General features: G+C 66.0%; 18 protein-coding genes. 14 read left to right on the top strand and 4 right to left on the bottom strand.

The annotated features are described in order from the left end of the window. Positions 1-21: 21 nt before the first annotated feature. On the top strand, positions 22-1668 hold the full coding sequence (locus L1F31_RS11885; protein WP_265420433.1) for a ribonuclease J: 1647 nt from the start codon (positions 22-24) through the stop codon (positions 1666-1668). 114 nt (positions 1669-1782) lie between these two features. Here L1F31_RS11885 and L1F31_RS11880 read toward each other — a convergent pair whose 3' ends face one another. Continuing rightward, a complete protein-coding gene (locus L1F31_RS11880) occupies positions 1783-3735 on the bottom strand; it encodes an L-lactate permease (protein ID WP_265417494.1) in 1953 nt (650 codons plus the stop codon). 341 nt (positions 3736-4076) lie between these two features. Here L1F31_RS11880 and aceB point away from each other — a divergent pair, with 341 nt between their 5' ends. After that, positions 4077-5681, top strand: coding sequence for a malate synthase A (gene aceB, locus L1F31_RS11875; RefSeq protein WP_265417493.1), 1605 nt, complete (start codon positions 4077-4079; stop codon positions 5679-5681). A gap of 273 nt (positions 5682-5954) precedes the next feature. Next, on the top strand, positions 5955-7115 hold the full coding sequence (locus L1F31_RS11870) for an FAD-binding oxidoreductase (protein WP_265417492.1): 1161 nt from the start codon (positions 5955-5957) through the stop codon (positions 7113-7115). A gap of 49 nt (positions 7116-7164) precedes the next feature. On the opposite strand, the gene L1F31_RS11865 is transcribed toward L1F31_RS11870, so the two are convergent. Together L1F31_RS11865 and L1F31_RS11860 are read right to left on the bottom strand one after the other, a co-directional pair. Continuing rightward, a complete protein-coding gene (locus tag L1F31_RS11865; protein WP_265417491.1) occupies positions 7165-7626 on the bottom strand; it encodes a universal stress protein in 462 nt (153 codons plus the stop codon). A 13-nt stretch (positions 7627-7639) separates the two neighbouring features. Then, the gene (locus L1F31_RS11860) at positions 7640-9196 is read right to left on the bottom strand and encodes an SLC13 family permease (RefSeq protein ID WP_265417490.1); all 1557 of its coding nucleotides are present in this window, start codon (positions 9194-9196) and stop codon (positions 7640-7642) included. Positions 9197-9339: 143 nt separating this feature from the next. On the opposite strand from L1F31_RS11860, the gene L1F31_RS11855 reads away from it, so the two are divergent. Then, positions 9340-11259 carry an ATP-binding protein gene (locus tag L1F31_RS11855; RefSeq protein ID WP_265417489.1) on the top strand — a complete coding sequence of 640 codons (1920 nt, stop codon included), beginning with the start codon at positions 9340-9342 and terminating at the stop codon, positions 11257-11259. Next, a complete protein-coding gene (locus L1F31_RS11850; protein WP_265417488.1) occupies positions 11256-11915 on the top strand; it encodes a response regulator in 660 nt (219 codons plus the stop codon). Before L1F31_RS11855 ends, L1F31_RS11850 begins: the two co-directional genes overlap by 4 nt. A 268-nt stretch (positions 11916-12183) precedes the next feature. Here the strand turns inward: L1F31_RS11850 and L1F31_RS11845 are convergent, their stop codons facing one another. Continuing rightward, positions 12184-13416, bottom strand: a complete 1233-nt coding sequence (locus L1F31_RS11845; RefSeq protein ID WP_265417487.1) for an MFS transporter — start codon at positions 13414-13416, stop codon at positions 12184-12186. 234 nt (positions 13417-13650) lie between these two features. On the opposite strand from L1F31_RS11845, the gene L1F31_RS11840 reads away from it, so the two are divergent. From L1F31_RS11840 to miaB, 9 genes are all read left to right on the top strand, one after another. Then, positions 13651-14301 (top strand): ArsR/SmtB family transcription factor, encoded by a 651-nt coding sequence (locus tag L1F31_RS11840; protein WP_346732462.1) that lies wholly within the window; start codon positions 13651-13653, stop codon positions 14299-14301. Positions 14302-14541: 240 nt separating this feature from the next. Further along, positions 14542-17460 carry an FtsK/SpoIIIE family DNA translocase gene (locus L1F31_RS11835; protein ID WP_429860927.1) on the top strand — a complete coding sequence of 973 codons (2919 nt, stop codon included), beginning with the start codon at positions 14542-14544 and terminating at the stop codon, positions 17458-17460. 128 nt (positions 17461-17588) lie between these two features. Then, positions 17589-18239, top strand: coding sequence for a CDP-diacylglycerol--glycerol-3-phosphate 3-phosphatidyltransferase (gene pgsA / locus L1F31_RS11830; protein WP_265417485.1), 651 nt, complete (start codon positions 17589-17591; stop codon positions 18237-18239). Then, a complete protein-coding gene (locus tag L1F31_RS11825) occupies positions 18232-18753 on the top strand; it encodes a CinA family protein (RefSeq protein ID WP_265417484.1) in 522 nt (173 codons plus the stop codon). Before pgsA ends, L1F31_RS11825 begins: the two co-directional genes overlap by 8 nt. A gap of 177 nt (positions 18754-18930) precedes the next feature. Then, on the top strand, positions 18931-19260 hold the full coding sequence (locus tag L1F31_RS11820) for a helix-turn-helix domain-containing protein (protein WP_265417483.1): 330 nt from the start codon (positions 18931-18933) through the stop codon (positions 19258-19260). Beyond that, positions 19260-19487 carry a DUF3046 domain-containing protein gene (locus tag L1F31_RS11815; RefSeq protein ID WP_265417482.1) on the top strand — a complete coding sequence of 76 codons (228 nt, stop codon included), beginning with the start codon at positions 19260-19262 and terminating at the stop codon, positions 19485-19487. The genes L1F31_RS11820 and L1F31_RS11815 overlap by 1 nt, the downstream gene beginning before the upstream one ends. Before the next feature lie 280 nt (positions 19488-19767). After that, positions 19768-20859 (top strand): recombinase RecA, encoded by a 1092-nt coding sequence (gene recA, locus L1F31_RS11810; protein WP_283255772.1) that lies wholly within the window; start codon positions 19768-19770, stop codon positions 20857-20859. Beyond that, positions 20840-21811, top strand: coding sequence for a regulatory protein RecX (locus tag L1F31_RS11805; RefSeq protein WP_265417481.1), 972 nt, complete (start codon positions 20840-20842; stop codon positions 21809-21811). The genes recA and L1F31_RS11805 overlap by 20 nt, the downstream gene beginning before the upstream one ends. Positions 21812-21908: 97 nt before the next feature. Next, a complete protein-coding gene (miaB, locus tag L1F31_RS11800) occupies positions 21909-23402 on the top strand; it encodes a tRNA (N6-isopentenyl adenosine(37)-C2)-methylthiotransferase MiaB (RefSeq protein ID WP_265417480.1) in 1494 nt (497 codons plus the stop codon).

Below are 23402 nucleotides of genomic sequence, written 5' to 3'. Positions count from 1 at the left end.
GAACTGTCCCGCCCGCCGAGGATGGACAAAGAAGCCGTCCGCATCGTCGCACTCGGCGGACTCGGCGAGGTCGGACGCAACATGACCGTGTTCGAATACCACGGCAAACTCCTCATCGTCGACTGCGGCGTGCTCTTCCCCGAAGAGGACCAGCCCGGCGTCGACCTCATCCTCCCCGATTTCTCCTACCTCGACGACCGCCTCGACGACATCGTCGGCCTCGTCCTCACTCACGGACACGAGGACCACATCGGCGCCGTGCCCTACCTGCTGCGACGCAAGGGCGACATCCCGATCCTCGGCTCGAAGCTGACGATCGCCCTCATCGAAGCCAAGCTCAAGGAACACCGGATCAAGCCGATCACCCGCGTGGTGGCCGAAGACGATCTCGACCAGCTCGGCCCCTTCGACCTCGAGTTCGTCGCCGTCAACCACTCGATCCCCGACGCACTGGCCGTGTTCATCCGCACCGGCGCCGGCAACATCCTCCATACCGGCGACTTCAAGATGGACCAGCTGCCGCTCGACGGCCGCATCACCGACCTGCGCGCCTTCGCCCGCCTCGGTGAAGAAGGCGTCGACCTGTTCATGACGGACTCGACGAACGCCGAGGTCCCCGGCTTCACCGCGCTGGAGAAGGACATCGGGCCCGTGCTCGAGAACCTCTTCGGCACCGCCGAGCGCCGCATCATCGTCGCTTCCTTCTCCTCCCACGTCCACCGCGTGCAGCAGGTGCTCAACGCCGCGACCGCCCACGGCCGCAAGGTCGCCCTCGTCGGCCGCTCCATGGTCCGCAACATGAAGATCGCCGAAGACCTCGGCTACCTCAACGTGCCGGCCGGAACCCTCATCGACATCAAGAAGGTCGACGACTACCCGGAGGACCAGATCGTCCTCATGTGCACCGGGTCCCAGGGCGAGCCGATGGCCGCCCTGTCCCGCATGGCCAACCGCAGCCACCGCGTCGACGTGGGCGACGGCGACACCGTCATCCTCGCCTCCTCGCTCATCCCCGGCAATGAGAACTCCGTGTTCAAGGTCATCAACGGCCTCATGAAGCTCGGTGCCCGCGTGATCTCGAAAGCCGATGCGAAGATCCACGTGTCCGGCCACGCCTCCGGCGGCGAGCTGCTCTACTGCTACAACATCGTCAAGCCCCGCGGCGTCATGCCCGTCCACGGCGAATGGCGCCACCTGCTGGCCAACGCCCGCCATGCCGAGGCGACCGGGGTCGACCCGAACAACATCGTCCTCGCCGACGACGGCTGGGTCGTCGACCTCAAGGACGGCCACGCCGAGGTCGTCGGAGCCGTCGACTGCAACTACGTCTTCGTCGACGGTTCGTCGGTCGGTGAGATCACCGAGGCGGACCTCAAGGACCGACTCGTCCTGTCCGGTGAGGGCTTCGTGACGATCTTCATGGCCGTGAACTCGCAGACGAAGTCGCTCATCGCCGGACCCGAGATCCACGCCCGCGGTGTGGCCGAATCCGATGATGTCTTCGACTCGATCGTCCCGAAGGTCCAGAAAGCCGTCGAGGATGCTCTGCGCGACGGCACGACCGACCAGTACCAGCTGCAGCAGGTCGTGCGCCGCACCGTCGGCCGCTGGGTGTCCTCGAAGCTGCGCCGCAAGCCGATGATCGTCCCCATGGTCGTCATCGTCTGAGGTAGCTTCGCCTGCGGCTGCTATCAGCTCGGTGAACCGACAAAAACTTGGTCCATGTGCCAAGCCAGTGTCGGTTCACCGAGCTGTTGCCATTCACAGGCTTCGGCGGAGGCGTCAGGCGCGGGTGGTGGCCTCCGGTTCGTCATCGTCGACTGCGGAGTCGGTGCCGGGAGCTGTGCGTCCGCCGGCCGAGGCAGGATCGGCAGAGCCGTCTCCTCGGGCCACCCCATCGCCAGCACCATCCGACAAGCCCGGCAGGGGTTTGCCGGGGGAGCGCCGGGCGAGGATGACGACGACGGCGAGACCGACGATGAGTGCCGTGAGGACGACTGTGCCGGCGTTGAAGCCCAGTCCGTTGAGGCCGATGAATGCCATGGCACCGGCTGCCAGCGAATAGACGAGCATCGGGATCGACGTGCGGCGGATGAGCTCACCCTCTCGACCCACGAGCCCCACAGTCGCCGAGGCGGCCACGACATTGTGCACCGCGACCATATTGCCCGCGGCACCGCCCACGGCCTGCGCCGCCACAACCGTCTCCGGGCTGCCCGCACCGATCGCGACACCGGTCGAGAACTGGAACTGCGAGAACATGATGTTCGAGACAGTGTTCGATCCCGCGACGAATGCGCCCAGGGCACCGACGAATGGGGCGAGCAGCGGCCAACCCTCTCCTACAGTGGAGGCGGCCGCCTCGGCGAGGGTGACCGGCATCGAATCGAGGCCGGCTCCGTTGTAGTCGGCACCGGAGTTGATGAACACCCGCACCAGCGGCAGCGAACACAGCAGCGCCACGGCTGCGCTGGCGATCTGCGATCCAGCGATCTGCCAGGATCCGGCGATCTGCTTCTTCGTCATCCGGTGGATGAAATAGGTCAGTCCGCAGGCGAGGACGAAGATCGCTCCCGGCGACCACAGCAGGTCCATGTTCTGATTGATCGGCGTGCCGAAGATGCCCTCGATCTTGATCACCGCGGGACCGTTGAGGAACTCCTTGATGGCGGGCACGTTGCGGGTGATGAGCAGTAGTGCGACGACGATGAGGTAGGGCGACCATGCGCGGACCAGCGACATCTTCTTCTGGATCTGCGCCTTCTCCCGGTTCGGGTCGACGGTGCCCATCCAGAACGCCGGCCACTTCTCACGCGGGGCGAAGTCCCATGTCTTCTTCGGCATGAGGAAGCCCATCCGCGAGGTGGTCACGACGATCGCCAGTCCGATGAGGCCGCCGAGCAGTGATGGGAACTCGGGTCCGAGCAGGTTCGCGACGATGAGGTAGGGTACGACCATCGCCAGCGCCGAATAGATCGCGAAGGGGGCGACGGCCAGTCCGTCGGCGAAACGACGATTGGCACCGAAGAACCCGGTCATCAGACAGGCCAGCAGCAGCGGGATGAAGATCCCGCAGATCGCGTGGATGAGCGCGACCTGCGTGGCGGTGTGGGCGACGAACTCGGCCTGACTGAGGCCGAGCTGCCCGGCTCGTTCGGCGACGTCGGCCGACATCGATCCATCCTCCTGCGACAGTCCCGAGCCGATGCCCAGCACCATCGGGGTGCCCACTGCGCCGAAGCTCACCGGTGTCGACTGGATGATGAGGCCCGCGAGCACCGCAGCGATGGCGGGGAAGCCCAGGGCCAGCATGAGCGGGGCGACGACGGCCGCCGGTGTCCCGAAGCCGGCCGCACCCTCGATGAAGGAGCCGAAGAGCCACGCGACGATGATGACCTGCACGCGCCGGTCCGGTGAGATGGCGATGAAGCCGGAGCGGATCGTCTCGATCGCGCCCGACCGGGTGATCGTGGCCAGCAGCAGAAGTGCGCCGAAGACGATCCACAGCAGACCGATCGCCACGAGGATGCCCTGGACGACCGACGCTCCGATCGTCACCCACTCGATCTTCCACGCGAAGTTCGCCACCAGCGCGGCGGCGATGAGTCCGACCGGCATCGCATATTTGGCCGGCCAGCGGAACCCGATGAGGAGGATCCCCGCAAGAAGGATGGGGGACAGGGCCAGAAGAGCTGCAACAGCGAGGTTGTCCATCGCCAGTCCGATCCGCGGCACCTTTGCCGCATTGATCCAAGGACGTCACCTGCGGCGGCGATGAACCTCACCGACCGAGAACTTCGGGTGGTCGATGACGGTCAGCCGCCTCGGCGAGTCCACGAAAGTTGTTCCTCAGATCATCCTCTCCAGCCTGCGACGATGAGTCAATGAACACACCGTCTCGAATCCGGGATAGGGTTTGACGAGACGTGCATCACCTCCTATTCTTTCGTTGTGTGAACATAAATTTTCACGATGTGGAAGTTTCGCAGGCTAAACCCCGTTGACCAGCGAAAACGACGCACCTGCTGGTGCGGACAAGAACGCAGCACCTGTGTGCTGACTAAGGAGAACCATCGATGACCGCTCATATCGAAAACCTGGACATCCCCGCCGGGATGGAGATCACCGGTGAGCTGCCGGACGGGGCTGAGAAGGTCCTCACCCCGAAGGCGCTGGAGCTCATCGTCGACCTGCACCGGAAGTTCAACGGCGAGCGGCTCGGCCGTCTCGAGGCCCGCAAGGAACGTCAGGCCGAGATCGCCGCAGGCAAGGACCTCGACTTCCTCGCAGAGACCGCCGAGATCCGCAACGATCCCTCCTGGCAGGTCGCACCCCCGGCACCGGGACTCGAGGACCGCCGCGTCGAGGTCACCGGCCCCACCTACAAGAAGATGACGATCAACGCGCTCAACTCCGGAGCGAAGGTGTGGCTGGCCGACCAGGAAGACGCGAACACCCCGCAGTGGGACTCGGTCATCCAGGGACAGATCAACCTGCTCGACTCCCTCAACCGCGAAATCGACTTCACCTCGCCCGAGGGCAAGGAATACAAGCTCGCCCCCGATGACGAGCTGCCCACGATCGTCGTGCGCCCCCGCGGCTGGCACATGCCGGAGAAGCACATCCGCATCGACGGTGAGGAGACCTCCGGCTCGCTCGTCGACTTCGCTCTCTACTTCGCCACCGCCGGTCAGGTCCAGATCGAGAAGGGCCGCGGCCCCTACTTCTACCTCGCGAAGATGGAATCCCACCTCGAGGCGCGCCTGTGGAACCAGGTCTTCGAACACGCTGAAGACGCCTTCGGCCTGTCCCGCGGCACCATCCGCGCCACAGTGCTCATCGAGACCTACCCCGCGGCGTTCGAGATGGAGGAGATCCTCTACGAACTGCGCGAACACTCCGCCGGCCTCAACGCCGGTCGCTGGGACTACATCTTCTCCGTGATCAAGTACTACCGCTCCCGCGGCTCCGAGTTCCTGCTCCCGGACCGTTCGGACGTGACGATGACGGTGCCGTTCATGAACGCCTACACCGAGCTGCTCGCCCGCACCTGCCACAAGCGCGGAGCCCACGCGATCGGCGGCATGTCAGCGTTCGTGCCCTCGAAGGACGAAGCCGCGAACAAGGCCGCCTTCGACAAGGTGCGCGAAGACAAGTCCCGCGAGGCCGGCAAGGGCTTCGACGGCTCCTGGGTCGCCCACCCCGGCATGGTCTCCCTGTGCAAGGAGGTCTTCACCGAGACCCTCGGCGACAAGCCGAACCAGATCGACAACAAGCGCGAAGACGTCAACGTCACCGCAGCCGATCTCCTCGACGTGAAGTCGACCCCGGGGTCGATGACCGAGGCGGGCCTGCGCACCAACGTGTCCGTGGGCATCCAGTACCTGCGCGCCTGGCTCGAAGGCAACGGCGCGGTCGCCATCAACGGACTCATGGAGGACGCCGCGACCGCGGAGATCTCCCGCTCCCAGGTATGGCAGTGGCTCGACGCCGGCATCACCCTCGACTCCGGTGAGAAGGTCACGAAGGACCTCGTCGAGCGCATCGTCGCCGAGGAGGTCGCCAAGCTGCCCGGTGACGACGCCGGTTGGAAGGACGCGACCGACACCTTCGTCTCGGTCGCGATCGCTCCCGACTACGTCGACTTCCTCACCCTGCCGGCCTACGCCCGCATGCCGTGATCGGCCCGCCGGTCCGCTCGAGACGCGGTGCCCGACCGGTGACCCCGTGACCTCCCCAATCCGAGGAGAACCGGTGTGACCACGCCGAATGCCCCCGAAATCTGTGCCGTGAGCACCGATTTCGGGGGCATTCTTCGCTAAGCTCTGAACACACGCCTCTTTGCCGGTGCGCGGATCGAGGTGCACGTGCACGTGCACGGAACGCCACGCACGTGCTCGGATCGACCTGCTGCCGGGGAGGCACCGATGACGGATGGACACACGGAGGTGGGGATGAGCCGGACCACAGACGAACTGCCCCGTTTGGCCAGCCCCGAGACCATCGCTGAACTCTCGGAGCTCATGGCCCGCGCCCACACCGAACGCCGCACCGTCGCCGTCTTCGGCGGCGGCACCGCCTTCGACGACCATCCGCCGGTTCCCACCCCGGGGCTGCTCATCGACCTCACCGGACTCGCCGAGGTGGCCGAACGTTCCAGCGCTGACCTGAGCATCCGTGCCGGGGCGGGAGCGCGGGTCTCCGCGCTGGACAGGATCGCCGCCCGTACCGGGCACGAGATCCTGCCCGATCTGCCGGCCGACCGCATCGAGGCGGGGTCCAGCCTCGGCGGGATGATCGCCACCGCAGCACTCGGGCCCCGCCACCTCCGCCGTCCGCGCATCGTCGAAACCGTGCTGTCGGTGACCACGGTGGGTGCCGACGGGACCATCGCCCGCACCGCGGACGGTCTCTCGTCTGCCCTGGCGGGCCGGAGCCTGCCGTCCGTGTTGAGCGGATCGTGGGGAACCCGTGCCATCATCGTCGAGGCTGAGATCCGGCTGACACCGCGACCCGCATCTCAGGATTTCGTCTGGATTCCCGGCACCGAGGCGGCCGCGGACCTTCTCATCGCCCGCAGAGGTCCGGATGCGGTCGTCATCGAACGTCCGCCCGGGTCTCCGGCGGCGACGATCGCCCTCGTCGAGGGGGAGTCGGCCGAGGTCGAGGCGGAGATCGGATTCCTCACCGAACAGATCCCCGGCGCGAGGCCATGTGCGCGCCCCGAATGGTGGGCTCGGCGGGCACGAATGCCCGTGACGATCAGCTTGTCCGTGGCTCCGGACTTCCTGCCCGGCCTGCTGGAGACGGTCTCACGCCTCGAGGACGCGATCGGCTATCCGCTGCAGCTGCGGGGGAGTGCGAGCGGACGCTTCGAACTCGGACTCGGCGCCCCGGAGACCGAACCGGGTGTGGCCGCGCGTGTGGTCCTCGAACATCTGAGGTCCTTCGGCCTGCACCGCATCAGCGCCCGACTGCTCCACGCACCCGCGGCGCTGTGGGACGAGCTCGACGCCTGGGGACCGTTGGTGGGCCGTCGGAACCTGCAGGAGACCAAGGACGACCTCGACCCGCACGGTCTGCTCTCACCGGGCCGCGGCCTCGGCGGGATCTGAAGAAGACTCCTACTTCACCTACAGCGTCTCGGTCCCGCGCGCAGTGTCGTTACTTCACCAACAGCACGGGGCACTCGGCTTCGAGGATCACCTGCTGCGCACTCGACCCGAGCAGCAGCTTGACCACGGGGGAGCGGCGCTTGGCGGCCATGACGATGAGCGCCGCGCCGTGTTCCTCGGCCAGAGCCAGGATCTGCTCAGCCAGATCGGGACCGGCACGGTGGACCTCGTACTCAAGCCCCGCCTCGGCGAGGGCGGCACCCAACCGGGTGCACTCGGCCAGGGGAGACGTGGACGGGGCCGTCGTCGTGTCGGTGCCGAACACGACGGCCCGCACCGCCGCGTTCTCACGCCGAGCTGCGGCGATCGCCTGGTCGAGCACGGCCGGGGACGCATCGGTGCGCAGCGCGAGCACCACGGTCGCCGCAGCCGAATCGATGCCGCTCGACGCCGTGACGCGCAGGGACGGGGCTGGGAAGCGGCTCTGCGGAGCCGAATAGAGATGAGTCATCGTCGGCCTCCGCTCAGCCGATTCCGATGACGCCGATGGCGACACCCACGGCGAGCATGACCAAGGCGACGATGAGCGCACGCCACAGCACCTTCTTGTGGTGGTCGCCGAGTTCGACTCCGGACAGGGACACGAGCAGCAGGATCGCGGGCACCAGCGGCGACTGCATGTGCACGGGCTGGCCGGTGATCGAGGCGCGGGCCATGTCGGCTGCGGAGATGCCGAAGTGGGAGGCGGTCTCGGCGAGCACGGGCAGGATGCCGAAGTAGAAGGCGTCGTTGCTCATGAAGAACGTCATCGGGATCGACAGCAGGCCGGTGATGACGGCCATGTAGGGGCCCATCGCGTTCGGGATGACGTCGACGAGCCATTCGGCCATCGCATCGACCATTCCGGTGCCGGACATGATTCCGGTGAGCACGCCGGCGGCCATGACCATGGCGACGACGGAGATGATCGCGGTGGCGTGGGAGGCGAGCTCCTCCTGCTGCTCTTTCATCTTCGGGAAGTTGACCATGAGTGCGATGACCGTGCCGATCATGAACAGGTACGGCAGCGGCAGGATGTCGATGATGAGCAGGACCATCACGGCCACGGTGAGGCCGAGGTTGAACCAGAACAGCTTCGGTCGCAGCGTCGCCCGGTTCGGGTCGAGCGCGGTGTTCGCCAGTCCCGTGCCGGAACCTGACACGGAGTCTGCATCGTTGTCAGAACCGGTCGAACCCGTCGCCGAGGCGGCCGATCCGTGACCGTCATCGTCGCCGGTCGTGGTCGCTCCGTATCCGGAGCCGGTGGCGCCGTGTCCGGGGCCGGTGGCAGTGCTTCCCGTCCGTGCGGATCCGCCTGCGGTGGTCGCGCCGGCGACGGCGCCGACGAGGTCCTTGCGACTCTTCGACCCGTGTCCCTTCGACCCGTGGCCCTTCGATCCGCGGTCCTCGACCCAGGCGACGCCGTTCTTGGCCAGGCGGCGACGCTCGGAGAGGCCGAGCAGGTAGGCGAAGAGGAGGCAGACGAGGAGGCCGGCGATGAGGGAGGGCACCATCGGGGCGAAGATCTCGTTGGCGTCGATCTGCAGCGCCGAGGAGGCGCGTGCGGTCGGTCCGCCCCAGGGGACGATGTTGAGGGTGCCGTTGATGAGGCCGGCCACGCAGGTGAGTACGACCGGGGACATTTCGAGGCGCTGGTAGATCGGCAGCATTGCCGCGGTGACGACGATGAACGTCGTCGATCCGTCACCGTCGAGGGAGACCGCACCGGTGAGCAGGGCAGTGCCGAGGACGACCTTGACCGGGTCGTTGCCGGCGACCTTGAGGATGAACTCGACGAGCTTGTCGAAGAGGCCGACGTCGATCATGATGCCGAAGTAGATGATCGCGAACAGCAGCAGCGCGGCCGTCGACGACATCGAGGCGATCGCATCCATGACCATCTCCCCGATGCCCAGACCGGCCCCGGCGAAGAGGCCGAAGATCGTGGGCACGAGGATGAGGGCGAGGATTGGTGAGAGACGCTTCGTCATGATCAGCGTCATGAAGACGAGGATCATCGCGAAACCGAGAATGACAAGCACGAGCTTCTCCTTCGAAGGCGAATGTGAGGCTCGAAACACCGTAGGGCCCAGATCACGTGCCGCGCGCGTTTGTGTGCACTGATGGCGTTTAGATCATTGACCACCTTTTGCGCATTGCGCTCAAACGCGGCTACGCTTGCCGCGTGCCCCGGCCCCGCCAATCCTTCTCCCGTCGTGTGCTGATCACTCAGCTCGCGCTCGTCGTCGTGATCCTCACGCTGGTCACCGGCGCGTTCGCGTGGATGGGTGCGCGCTCCGTCACCGAGGTGACCGAAACCAAGGCGCTGGCCACTGCCCGCACGCTGGCGATCGATCCGGATGTCCGGGCGGCCGCGACGCAGGCCTCGGCCGAACACGCCGAGAAGCCCGATGCTCAGATCGTGGCAGCGATGCTGGCGATCACCGATGATCTGCGCGACCGGTCGGGCATCACCTTCGCCGTCATCACCGACGACCGGGGAATCCGGCTCACCCACCCGGACCGGTCGAAGATCGGACACAAGGTCTCGACGTCTCCGGATGAGGCGCTGGCCGGACGCGAGAACGTCTCCCACGAATCAGGCACGCTCGGAGAGACCGTGCGGGCGAAGGTGCCGATCTACTCGAGCGAGGACGGATCCACCGTCGTCGGTGAGGTCTCGGTCGGCATCTTCGCTTCGGTGCTCGATGCTGATGTGCGCAGGGAGATGCTGCTGCTGGGCACTGTGGCCGTGCTGGCTCTCGCTCTCGGCGGCGGTGTCTCCTACTGGCTGGGGCGCAGACTGCGGCGGGAGACACTCGGCGTCGGGCCCGAAGAGCTCGCCGAGATGGCCCGCGATCAGGGAGCCGTGCTGCGCGGACTCGATGACGGGGTGCTGGGATTCGGCACCGACGGGAAGCTCACCCTGAGCAATTCGAACGCGAAGGAGCTGCTCGGAACCGCCTCGGCGGGGGATTCCGACGATGACGGGAACCGCGCACTCGCAGGCGACGGCGGCGCCGCCTCGAAGGAGGTCAGCGTCGTACGGAAGGGCAGGGCCGAATCGAAGAGCGGTGCCGCCTCGGCGAGGGACAACGGCGCAGCCGACCTGATCGACGTGCCCGAGGAGATCACCGCGATGATGGCCGAGGCCCCGGCCGAAGGCGCCCTGCGCCGGCGGATCACGATCGGCGAACGCATCCTGCTCGCCACGGCAGTGCGGGTCCAACGCGACGGGGTGTCCGTCGGCGGGGTCGTGACCTTGCGCGACGAGACCCAGATGCTCGCGATGGCTCGCCAGCTGGAATCGGTGACCGCGATGGCTCGGGCGCTGCGCACTCAGCGCCACGAGTTCGCCAACCGGCTGCACACGGTGCTCGGGCTCGTCGATACGGGAGCCACCGACGAGGCGCATACCTATCTGTCCTCGCTGCTGGGCACCGGGCCGATCACCACCCCGGTCCAGGACATCGAGCTCGTCTCCGACCCGTACCTGCGTGCGGTCCTCGAGGCGAAGGGGACGACGGCCGCCGAGGCGGGGGTGACCCTGGCAGTGACCCCGGACTCCCTGGCCATGGGCACCGTCCGCGACCCGGAAGCGGTCACGCTCATCCTCGGCAACCTCATCGACAATGCGGTGCGCGCCGCGGTCGCCGGGCACCGGTATTCGGGCGATGGGGGACATGTCTCTGACGGGGAACGATTCTCTGACGATGTGAGCCGGTTCTCTGACGATAGGGACAGGTTCTCCGCGGGAGGCCGGGTCGAGGTGCAGGTGCTCAGCGCTGGAGCCGAACTGCACGCGGTCGTCACTGACACCGGGGACGGTGTCGATGAGGAGGTGGCGGAGAAGATCTTCGACGAGGGATTCTCCACCGCGCGGGCCGCCTCGGCGCCGGATTTCGGGATCGGACTGACCTCAGGGACCGGCACCGGGGACGGTCACGGACTCGGCATCGGCCTCGCGCTCAGCCGGCGCGTGGCGCAGCAGGGAGGTGGCCGAGTGTGGCTCATCGACGGCCACGACCCGGACCTCGGCGGGGCGAGCTTCGGAATGGTCCTGCCCGAGGCGCTCGACGATTTTTCGCAAGATGAGGAGACATGATGGTCAACGTTCTCGTGCTCGACGACGACTTCTTCGTCGGGCAGATCCACGCCCGCTACGTCGACGAGGTGCCCGGATTCACGGCACTCGAACCCGTGCGCGACCTGGGAACGGCGCGCGAGGTCATCGCCTCCGGCGGTGTGGACCTGCTGCTCGTGGACTATGTGCTGCCCGAGGGCACCGGCGTCGACCTCGTCCGCGAGTCCGATATCGATGCGATCGTGCTCTCGGCGGTCACTGACCCGCAGGTCGTGCGGGCCTCGCTGCGCGCCGGGGCGATGACGTACATCGTCAAACCCTTCGCCGCCGAGGTGCTGCAGAACTTCCTGCGCCGCTACGCCCGGTTCCGGCGGTACTGGGAGAGGGAGAAGGTCGGACAGGCTGACCTCGAACGACAGCTGCGCAACCTCCACGATGCGTCCGCCACAGGCGGGTCCGGGGCGAGCCCGGCAGGTTCTTCGACGACGACGCGGATCCTCGCCGCGCTCGAGGAAGCTCACGGTCCGATGACGGCCCTCGAAGTCGCCGAGGCGGTCGGAGCCTCCCGTGCGACCGCCCAGCGGCATCTGGCGAAGCTCGCCGAGGCCCGCACGATCACGGTTTCCCTGCAGTACGGCAACACGGGCCGCCCCGAGCACCTCTACGCGACCCGCTGAGGCGGGGCACGGGGCGCGGGGCGCGCAGATTCTGCGTTGGACGGACTGATTCTGCGGCGAACGGACGGACTCTGCGGCGAACGGACCGATTCTGCGGCGAACGGACTGATTCTTCCCCGGTCGGCAAGTTAAGTGTGCGCAGATTGCCAAAATGGCGAGGCAAATGTGCACTCTGGACCCACTTAACTCCCTCAGCTCTCCCTCTGCGCCGGGAAACCGTCCTGTCCGGGCCGGCCCAGCCACGCTGATCATTCAGAGCGTTCGTCTCTCATTCTTGATCGGCCGTTTCGCCGCTGCTCAAAAGATCGAGTTCGCGCGGGAGCTTCCGCATCCGCAGCAGCGGAGAGATTAGTACCGGCAATGAGCCGAGCAACGCACAGACCGCGAGGATCCACATCGTCGTCGTCACCCCGAGACGGTCGCCGAGGATTCCGGCGAGGAAGGCGCCCAGCGGCATCGGCCCCCACACAAGGAATCGGATCGAGGCGTTCATCCGCCCGAGCAGCGGCTTCGGGCACAGGCGCTGGCGGAAGCTGACCTGCGCGATGTTGTAGACGACGACCGCCCAGGTGACGAGAAACCAGCCGACGAGAAGCGTGGGAAGCGCGGGCAGGAGCGTTGCGAGCGGAACGCCGAGGAAGCACAGGCCGCTGATCAGCGCGGACACGGCGATGCTCGTTCCCTCACCAAGGGTCTTCTGCACCCAGGCGGCACTGAGCGCACCGAGGATGCCGCCCGCGGAGGCGACGGACATGATGATGCCGAGTTCGACCTGGTGGAGTCCGAGAGTGGTGAGGGCAAACAGCACGAGGAGGGCGAAGACGCCCGAGGAAGCGAAGTTCGTCAGTCCCGTGCAGGCGGTGATGCGGCGCAGCAGGGGGTGACTGAGGACGAAGGCGAGGCCCTCGCGGACCTCGGCGACGAAGCCGGCACGATTCTCGACCGGCTGTGGTTTCTCACGGTGCCGGATGAGCCCGACGAGGATGCTGGACAGTCCCATGCAGATGCTCGTGAGTCCTACAGTGAGCGGCGCGCCGAGAATCGTCACGAGTCCGGAGGCCAAGGTCGGGCCTGCGACTCCGGCGGTCTGCTGGCTGGCTTGGAGTTTGCCGTTGCCGTCGGCGATCGCGTCCCCGTCGACGAGTTCGGGCAGATAGGACTGGTTGGCGATATCGAAGAAGACGGTTACGATGCCGACCCCGGCCGCGACGAGGTATAGCTGAAGCATGCTCAGGGCATCGAGTGCCCAGGCCAGAGGGATGGTCAGCAGAATCGCGGCGCGGATGATGTCGCCGGAGACGATGACGAGCTTCTTCGGCAGGCGATCGACCCAGGCCCCGGCGGGCAGGCTGATGAGCAGGAACGCCGCTGATTCCAGGGCGGCGAGCACTCCCATCTCGAAGGCATCGGCGTGGCGGATATGGACGGCGATGAGGGGGAGTGCGAAGAGGACGAGCTCGGATCCGAAGACGGAGACGGTGTCACCGGCCCAGAGCTTCATGAAGTCACGATGGGTCCACAGCGAGGAGCGTCGGGGTGATTTCTGTGGGTGCGCTGGTTCCTGCTCGCTTGGTGGCAATGGATCGGCTGTGGCCATGGCTCTTCCTCGAGTCGGCAGGCGGACTATGTCAGTGATTGAGAACTCTCAATCAGTAATAGTCCACCACCGATTGAGAGAAGTCAATCACTTGGACGCTTTGATTGACTTCCTTCGATCACTCGCTAGCGTTGAGGCATGAACCCAGAGCCGACCGCGCCTGATCAGGCAGCGAGTCTCGCGGAGAGCCCTATGGGGCCGCGCGGGTCCGAAGCTAGTCGTCCCGCCGCGGCGGCACTCGCCCGCGCGGTTGAACGTCGAGACGCCACCGACGCCGAGGCGAAGGCTCTGGCCTCGAGTGTCCGCATCCGGATCCTACGGCTGTGCCTCGACGATGCCCTCAGCAACAGGGAGATCGCCGAGGCGGCCGGACTGAATCCTGCGACCTCTCTCCATCATGTGCGGATGCTTGCCGACACCGGATTCCTCGAAGCCCAGGAGCCCCGCCGCGGAAAGCGGGGTTCGCGGGAGATCCCGTACTTGGCGACAGGTAAGAGTTGGTTCCTCAACACAGGTGACATGACCGATGAGATGCTCGAGGCCTTCACTGCCGAGTTCACTGCCGCCCCGTACGAAGAACGGACGATGGGTCGGATGGCTGCGATGCTCACCGCCGAGGAGGTCGAGGAGTTCCGGACCCGCATCGACGAGCTGTTCGAAGAGTTTCGGTCGCGGCGGCAGAAGGACGGGGCGACGCAGTGGGGGCTGTTCATTGCCATGCACCCGAGCTCAACCGTGGTCGGCTCTGCTCCAGAACCTGACGACGGCGGTGAGCCTGACGCCCAATGAAGGCGCGAACGACGAGTAAAATGGGTTCAGATTGCCGAAATCGCGAAGAAAATGTGCAATCTGAACCCATTTAACTCACTCAACGTCGCGGAACCTCGATAGTCGCCTCGCCGGGGCTCGGTGGAGCCAGCCCAGCCAGGTCGCCCACCCGTCCCGACGAGGCACCCCACCCCCGACATGGCGCGCCGAAACCTGCGGATTTCCTGGGCAAGAGGCACGAATCGTCCTAAGATGAGAGACATGGCGACCAGAACGACTTCCCCCGCTTCTGGTTCCGGTAAACGCACAGCGCGCAAAAACGCTGGTCGGTCCGGTCAAGCGGGGACCGAAGAACCCGGGACAAACGTTGTCACCGGTGCGTGGAATGGAGTGGCCCACATGGCCGGAAACCGTGCGCGAAAGACCCTCAGCGACGAACCGACCGATCAGTCACCGACGAAGCGGGACGGCACAGCGTTCTTCCTCATCGGGCTTTCGATCATCATCGCCGCTTTCGAGTGGTGGAACATCCCCGGCGCGATCAGCGACGTCGTGCGCTCGATCGTCGAAGGAACCTTCGGCCGAGTGGCCCTGGCACTGCCGATCGTGTTCGTCTGCTATTCGATCCGCCTGTTCCTCCGCGGCGACGACAACCGCGGCAACAATCGGATCCTCATCGGCGGGATCTTCCTGCTGCTGTCCGCCTCGGGCCTGGCCCACATCGCGGCCGGCAACCCCAGCTTCGTCAACACCCGTGAGGCCATGGCCAACGGCGGCGGCGCCCTGGGCTTCGTCATCTCCTCACCCCTGACAACGGCCACCACCGTCTACGTGGCGGTGCCGCTGCTCGTCCTGCTCGGACTCTTCTCCCTGCTCGTCATCACCGCCACCCCGGTCCGCGCGATCCCGAAGCGCCTGACCGACCTCTACTGGCGCCTGACCGGAGGAGCACGCCCAGACTCCGAGGCGGCTGATTCCGAGAAGTCCCAGACCGACCTCGTCGCCGAGAACGGTCGCACCTCGAGCCTCAAACCCGTCATGGGCGCCAAGCGCCGCAGCCGGAAGAAGAAGACCGAGATCCCCGATTCCGACGAATCGGGGACCGATGACGACGCCGTGACGAAGGCCTACGACAAGGCCTACATCCACGAGGATGACGTCAACGACGAAGAGGCCGACACCACGGTCATCGAGACCGAACCGAAGCTCAAGCCCGGCCAGCGTCGCCCGACCAAGGCCGAACGCGAGATGGCCGAGCTCAAGAAGACCATCGGCATGGACGACGACGCCCAGGCGAAGAAGTCCGAGCCCGCTGCCGCCTCGGCGCCGGCGCCGGTTCCCACGACCAACGCTCCCGCGCCGCCGCCCACGGAGCAGCTGCCCGAACGCGTCGAGCAGCTCACCCTGGCCGGTGACGTCACCTACACCCTGCCCGCCTCGGACAACCTCCAGCCCGGACCTCCCGCGAAGGAGCGCTCCGAGGCCAACGACCGCGTCGTCGAAGCCCTGCGCGATGTGCTCGAGCAGTTCAAGATCGACGCTCAGGTCACCGGGTTCTCCCGCGGACCCACGGTCACCCGCTACGAGGTGGAACTGGGTGCCGGTACCAAGGTCGAGAAGGTCACTGCGCTGTCGAAGAACATCGCCTACGCGGTGGCCAGCGCCGATGTCCGCATCCTCTCGCCGATCCCCGGCAAGAAGGCGATCGGCATCGAGATCCCGAACTCCGACCGTGAGAACGTCGCCCTCGGCGATGTGCTGCGCTCGAAGGCCGCCCGCAAGACCGACCACCCGATGGTCATGGGCGTGGGCAAGGACGTCGAAGGCGGATTCGTCGTCGCCGACCTCTCGAAGATGCCCCACCTGCTCGTCGCCGGTGCCACCGGTGCCGGTAAGTCGAGCTTCGTGAACTCGATGATCACCTCGATCATGATGCGCGCCACCCCCGACGAGGTCCGCATGATCCTCGTCGACCCCAAGCGCGTGGAGCTCACGATCTACGAGGGCATCCCGCACCTCATCACCCCGATCATCACGAACCCGAAGAAGGCCGCCGAGGCGCTCGAATGGGTCGTGCGCGAAATGGACGCCCGCTACGACGACCTCGCGAACTACGGATTCAAGCACGTCAAGGAGTTCAACAAGGCCGTCCGGGAAGGCCGGATCCAGCCGCCCGCCGGTTCCGAACGCGTCCTCCAGCCGTACCCGTACCTGCTCGTGGTCGTCGACGAGCTCGCCGACCTCATGATGGTCGCCCCGCGCGACGTCGAGGCCTCGATCCAGCGCATCACCCAGCTGGCCCGTGCCGCCGGCATCCACCTGGTGCTCGCCACCCAGCGACCCAGCGTCGACGTCGTCACCGGCCTCATCAAGGCCAACGTGCCCTCGCGCCTGGCGTTCGCGACCTCGTCGCTGGCCGACTCTCGCGTCGTGCTCGACCAGCCCGGCGCGGAGAAGCTCATCGGCCAGGGTGATGCCCTGTTCCTGCCGATGGGTGCGGCCAAGCCGATGCGTGTCCAGGGCGCCTGGGTCAACGAGTCCGAGATCGAGAAGGTCGTCGAACACGTCAAGGGCCAGCTCAAACCGAACTACCGCGAAGACGTCGCCGTCGAGGCGCCGAAGAAGCAGATCGACGAGGACATCGGAGACGACCTCGAGCTGCTGCTCCAGGCGATCGAACAGGTCGTCACGACGCAGTTCGGTTCGACGTCGATGCTCCAGCGCAAGCTGCGCGTGGGCTTCGCCAAGGCCGGTCGCCTCATGGACCTCATGGAGTCGCGCGGAATCGTCGGCCCCTCCGAAGGGTCGAAGGCCCGCGATGTGCTCGTCCGTCCCGACGACCTGCCGGGCACCCTGGCCATCATCAAGGGGGAGACCCCGCCCGAGGATTCCGGCGGAGCCGCCGCCGATGCCCCGACCGACAACGGTCAGGGCAGCGGTCAGGGACACGGTCAGTCCGGGCACGCCTCGGCGGCCGGGGACTATGACGAGGAGTTCGACGACGACTACGGGCACTCATCCCACGGCTCGGCCCCGTCGTACGGGTCCGGCTCGTCCGACCGCTACGCCCAGGGCGTCGGCCACGCCGAGGACCTCGGCGTCGGCGACGTCGATCCGGAGACCGGACTCGAGGTCGTCGAAGCCAGCGGAGAGGACGCCTGGCAGCTCACCGGCAGGTGAGCATCGAACCCCACCCCTCGCCGAGGCGGCGCACCGATGATTCGGTGCGCCGCCTCGGCGATTGTGGTTGTGTTGGTCTGCCTGGTAGCTACGATGATCTGTCCAGCTCACTCCGATAGGGTGGAGACGTGAACGATCGAGTCGAGGCCGGAGCCTCTCAGCAGCCCGCCGCAGAACCGAGCCCATGGAACGTTCCGAACGCACTCACTGTGCTGCGGATCCTCATGGTGCCCGTCTTCCTTGTCCTCCTCTTGGCCAATGGCGGCGACGATGTGACGACCCGGTGGTGGGCACTCGTCGTGTTCCTGCTGGCGATGCTCACCGACAAGATCGACGGCGATCTGGCACGCAAATACAACCTCGTGACGAACTTCGGCAAGATCGCCGATCCGATCGCCGACAAATCGCTCATGGCCGCCGCCCTCATCGGACTCGCTGTCATCGTCGAACTGCCCTGGTGGGTGCCGGTGATCATCCTCGTGCGCGAACTCGGCATCACCGTGCTCCGGTTCTTCATGATCCGCATCATCGTCATGCCCGCCTCCCGCGGCGGAAAGATCAAGACGGTGCTGCAGACCGTCGCGATCGGACTGTTCCTGCTCCTCTACCCGCTGGCGAACGTGGTGCCGTCCGTCGTCACCTTCATCCTGCTCATCCTCGCCTGGGTCATCATGACCGCGGCCATCGTCGTCACGCTCGTGACCGGAATCGACTACTGCGTGCAGGCGGCGAAGACCTACCGGGAGGCGAAGGCCGGTGGAGGCACTCAGCGTGCCTGAGTCCGAGCTCTTCTCCACGAATCGGAACATCATCACCACCTGCACCCGGCTGGGGCTCTCGCTGGCCTCGGCGGAGTCGCTGACCGGAGGGCGATTCGTCGCCTCGCTCGTCGACGTGCCCGGTGCCTCGGCGGTGGTGCGCGGGGGACTCGTCACCTATGCCACCGACCTGAAATCCAGCCTCGCCGGAGTCGACGCCGACCACCTCGAGGAGACCGGCCCCATCGATCCCGTCGTCGCCGCGCAGATGGCTGTGGGAACAGCAGGCAGATGCGTCGCCGACATCGGGATCTCGTGCACGGGGGTGGCCGGGCCCGACCCGCAGGACGGCAAACCGGTCGGACTCGTCTACACGGCGATTGCCTTCGGCGGCAAGGCCAAGGTGTTCGAACACGAGTTCAGCGGCGACCGGAATGCCATCCGCGCCCAGACCGTTGCGGCGATGGCGGTCAACCTCGACGAATTCGTCACAGAACTCGCCTTCGGTCCGGCCGGCGGACAGGCCGGGGAATAACTTCGTCGCCGGGGAGGTTGACCGAGTGATGACCATCAGACTGAATTTCTCCGAAGCCTTCGAATGGACTGGCAATACCATCCGCTCGGGGCACCAGGTTGGTGCTGTGTCACGGCCAGGTTGTAAGGTTATTGGAACTACCACGACGGGACGCGCTGACAAAGGGAGGGCCGCGTTATGTTACTGAGAGTCGAAATCGGCGACGCGCTACGTTCCGCCCGCCGTCGTCAAGGCCGCACCCTGCGTGACGTCTCCACCGGTGCCAGCGTATCGCTGGGCTACCTCAGCGAGATCGAACGCGGACAGAAGGAAGCCTCCTCGGAGCTGCTGTCGGCCATCTGTGAAGCACTCGACCTGCCGCTGTCGGCACTGCTGTCCGCAGTGTCCGATCGCTTCGCCCTCGAAGAGGGAGTGCAGATTCCCGACACCATTCCGCAGGAACTGTCGGACAAGATCCTCGGGCATCCCGAGGGCTACTCTGCTCCACGCCTGGCCGCTAAGCCCTGATGCGGCATACGCTCTACTGGATCCTCATGAACGAGGAGTTCGGTGAGGCGCGTGCCGCGTCCCTGCACACCGATCTCACCCTGAGCTCGCTCGGCTCCCGCACCGCCGAAGAGGCATTCTCCGCCGGAGTCGAACCCCGCGACATCTGGATCGCTGTATGCGATTCCATGGGCGTGCCCGAATCGCGTCGACTGGGCAAAGAGAAACCTCGAGCGACACCGTTCTGAACGGCCGGAGTCGTCCCTTGCCTAGGCGGCGTTCGCTGCCTGGCGGAGTGGCTTTTGCCCCGGCTGTGCGCCCCTTGCTTCGGCGGCGCGCTCGAATGAAACACGCGACACACCCGAATATATAGAACACCTGTTCCCATGTGGGTTATCCTGGTGAGGAATCACGGGACCTGTGACATCGAGTGGCTGGTTATCCACGGGGGAGATCCTTCCTCTGTCGTTATGTCAGTGCCATCTTCTAGCCTTGGTCTCAAAGGAAAAGCAACGAAGAGGAGACGTCATGGCACGTACACCCAAGAACCTCCAGATCCCTACCGGCGGCGACAAGTCGAAGGCACTCGACGCCGCGCTGGGGCAGATCGATCGCAACTACGGCAAGGGCGCGATCATGCGTCTGGGTGAGGGTGTTCGCGAACCCATCGCCTCCATCCCGACCGGCTCGGTAGCCCTCGACATCGCTCTGGGCATCGGCGGCCTCCCGCGCGGTCGCGTCGTGGAGATCTACGGTCCGGAATCCTCCGGTAAGACGACCGTGGCCCTGCACGCAGTGGCCAACGCGCAGAAGGGCGGCGGCATCGCTGCGTTCATCGATGCCGAGCACGCTCTGGATCCGGAGTATGCGAAGAAGCTCGGCGTCGACACCGACCAGCTGCTCGTCTCGCAGCCGGACACCGGTGAGCAGGCACTCGAGATCGCCGATATGCTCATCCGCTCCGGCGCGCTCGATGTCATCGTCATCGACTCCGTCGCAGCACTCGTGCCCAAGGCTGAAATCGAAGGCGAGATGGGCGACAGCCACGTTGGTCTGCAGGCTCGTCTGATGTCGCAGGCTCTGCGTAAGATCACCGGTGCCCTCGCACAGTCGAAGACCACCGCGATCTTCATCAACCAGCTGCGTGAGAAGGTCGGCGTCTTCTTCGGTTCACCGGAGACCACCTCGGGTGGTAAGGCGCTGAAGTTCTACGCCTCCGTGCGCATCGACGTCCGCCGCATCGAAACCCTCAAGGAGGGCCAGGACGCGGTCGGCAACCGGACCCGGGCGAAGATCGTGAAGAACAAGGTCGCTCCGCCGTTCAAGCAGGCAGAGTTCGACATCCTCTACGGTCACGGCATCTCCCGCGAGGGCAGCCTCATCGATATGGGCGTCGACAACGGCATCATCCGCAAGTCCGGCTCCTGGTTCACATACGACGGTGACCAGCTGGGTCAGGGCAAGGAGAACGTCCGCAACTTCCTCCGCGACAACCCCGGCCTCGCCGAGGAGATCGAGTTGAAGATCAAGCACAAGCTGGGTCTCATCAAGGTCGACGAACCTGAGGAAGGCGCCGAGGCTGTCGAAGAGGCACAGACGGATGACGTCGAAGTCTCCTGACACCCCGACGTCTGACGTCGAGTCCTCCGCACCGGCCGAACGGGTCGGTGCGGGGGAGTCAGGTCAGGCCGGAACCGGTCAGGCTGGATCCGGTCAGGCCGAAACCCTCACGCAGCTGCGCAGCGCGATCTCGGAGATCGATCAGCGCCATGCCGAGGGTGAAGCCGGCTTCTTCGCCGGGCTCTCCGACATCGACGCGGACCCTGCACCGCGGAAGTCGTCGCGGAAATCTTCACAGAAGTCTTCGCAGACATCGCCGCGCACGAAGAAGAGAACAGCGGGTCGCAAGCGTCAGCAGAGCGATCCGGACAGCGGGTGGGTCGAAGGCGGCACCGAGGCGCTTCCCGACTTCGTCGACGCCCCCGATTTTGCTCAGGCACCCGGTTTCGCGCAGGCACCGGATTTCGTCGACGGCGCTGACGACGACGGCCCGCCTGATTTTGCTGCCGGTCCAGGGCTGAGCTTCGACGACGAAGACGATGCCCCCGATTTCGACGCCGACTACGCGCATGCGAAGAAGACGGCCATGAACATGCTCGCCATGCGCGACCACTCCAGCGATGAGCTGCGCAAGAAGCTGCTCAAACGCGACCTCATGCCCGAAGCCGTCGACGTGCTCATCGAGAAGCTGCAGAACTCCAAGCTGCTCAACGACGAAGAGTTCGCCCACCGATTCGTCCGCGCCCAGCGGGAGAACCGGAAGCTCTCCCGCTCCGTGCTCAAACGAGAGCTCAGCAAGAAGGGCATCAGCCCCGAACTCGCCGCTGACGCCGTTGCTGAAGTCGACGGCGAAGAAGAGCTCGCCCGCGAAGTCGCCGCGAAGAAGGCCGCATCGACCAGGCGTCTCGAACACCACGTGCGTGAGCGCCGAATCCTTGGCATGCTCGCCCGCCGCGGCTTCCCCTCAGGGATCTGCATCAAGGTCACCCGCGAGGTCCTCGCCGAAGACTGACCCGGTGCCGCCGAGGACTGACCCGGTGCCGCCGAAGACTGACCCGGTGCCGCCGAAGACTGACCCTGTGCCGGACAACGGCTAGAATGGGTGCGCCATGACTGAACTGATTGAATCCCCGGTGACACCCGAGACCACACCCCGCAGCTACGAGGTGAAGACCTACGGATGTCAGATGAACGTACACGATTCCGAGCGACTCTCCGGACTCCTCGACGACGCCGGCTACGTTCAGGCCAACACCGACGACCAAGCCGATGTCGTCGTCTTCAACACCTGTGCGGTGCGTGAGAACGCCGACAACCGCCTCTACGGCAACCTCGGCCAGCTCGCGAAGGTCAAGGAGAACCACCCCGGCCTGCAGATCGCCGTCGGCGGATGCATGGCGCAGAAGGACCGGGACACCATCGTCAAGAAGGCCCCGTGGGTCGACGTCGTCTTCGGCACCCACAACATGGGCTCCCTGCCGGCGCTGCTCGAACGCGCCCGCCACAACGAAGAAGCCCAGGTCGAGATCCTCGAAAGCCTCGACGTCTTCCCCTCCACTCTGCCCAGCCGCCGCGAATCCCAGCACTCCGGGTGGGTGTCGATCTCGGTCGGCTGCAACAACACCTGCACCTTCTGCATCGTGCCCAGCCTGCGCGGCAAGGAGAAGGACCGCCGCCCCGGCGACATCCTCGCCGAAGTCGAAGCACTCGTCGCCGACGGAGTAGTCGAAGTCACCCTGCTCGGACAGAACGTCAACTCCTACGGCGCGGAATTCCGCGACAAGGGCGCCTTCGCGAAGCTGCTGCGCGCCGTCGGCAACGTCGACGGCATCGAACGCGTCCGCTTCACCAGCCCCCACCCGGCCGCGTTCTCCGACGACGTCATCGAGGCGATGGCCGAGACCCCCACAGTCATGCCCCAGCTGCACATGCCGCTGCAGTCGGGTTCGGACACGATCCTCAAATCGATGCGCCGGTCCTACCGGACGAAGCGATTCATGAACATCCTCGACAGCGTGCGCGAACGCATCCCGAACGCCGCCATCACCACCGACATCATCGTCGGCTTCCCCGGAGAGACCGAAGAGGACTTCCAAGGCACCATGGACATCGTCCGCCGCGCCCGCTTCTCCCAGGCCTTCACCTTCCAATACTCGATCCGCCCGGGCACCCCTGCCGCGACCATGGAGGACCAGATCCCGAAGGACGTCGTCCAGGAACGCTTCGAACGCCTCACGGCACTCCAGGACGAGATCGCCTGGGAGGAGAACACGAACCAGATCGGCCGTGAGGTCGAGGTCCTCGTGACTAAGCTGCCGCACGATGACTCCCCACGCCTGAGCGGCCGCGCTGCCGACAATCGACTCGTCCACGTCGGCATTCCCGACGGCGCCCCGATGCCCCGCCCGGGCGACTTCGTCACCGCCACCGTCACCGAGGCGAAGCCCTACTTCCTGCTCGCCGATTCCGGATACTCGGTGCGCCCGTCCCGCGCCGGCGACGCCTATGACCGTGCACAGGCCGACAGCTGCGGGGCACCCGCACCCGGACAGTCCGGCGGGTCGACGAACCTCGGAATGCCGACCATCCGCCCCCGCGGCTGA

Origin of the sequence: Brevibacterium spongiae, from assembly GCF_026168515.1 — a bacterium.
Lineage (GTDB): Bacteria > Actinomycetota > Actinomycetes > Actinomycetales > Brevibacteriaceae > Brevibacterium > Brevibacterium spongiae.
The sequence above is the reverse complement of the archived record's forward strand: the minus strand, read 5'-3'. Positions and strand labels throughout refer to the sequence as shown.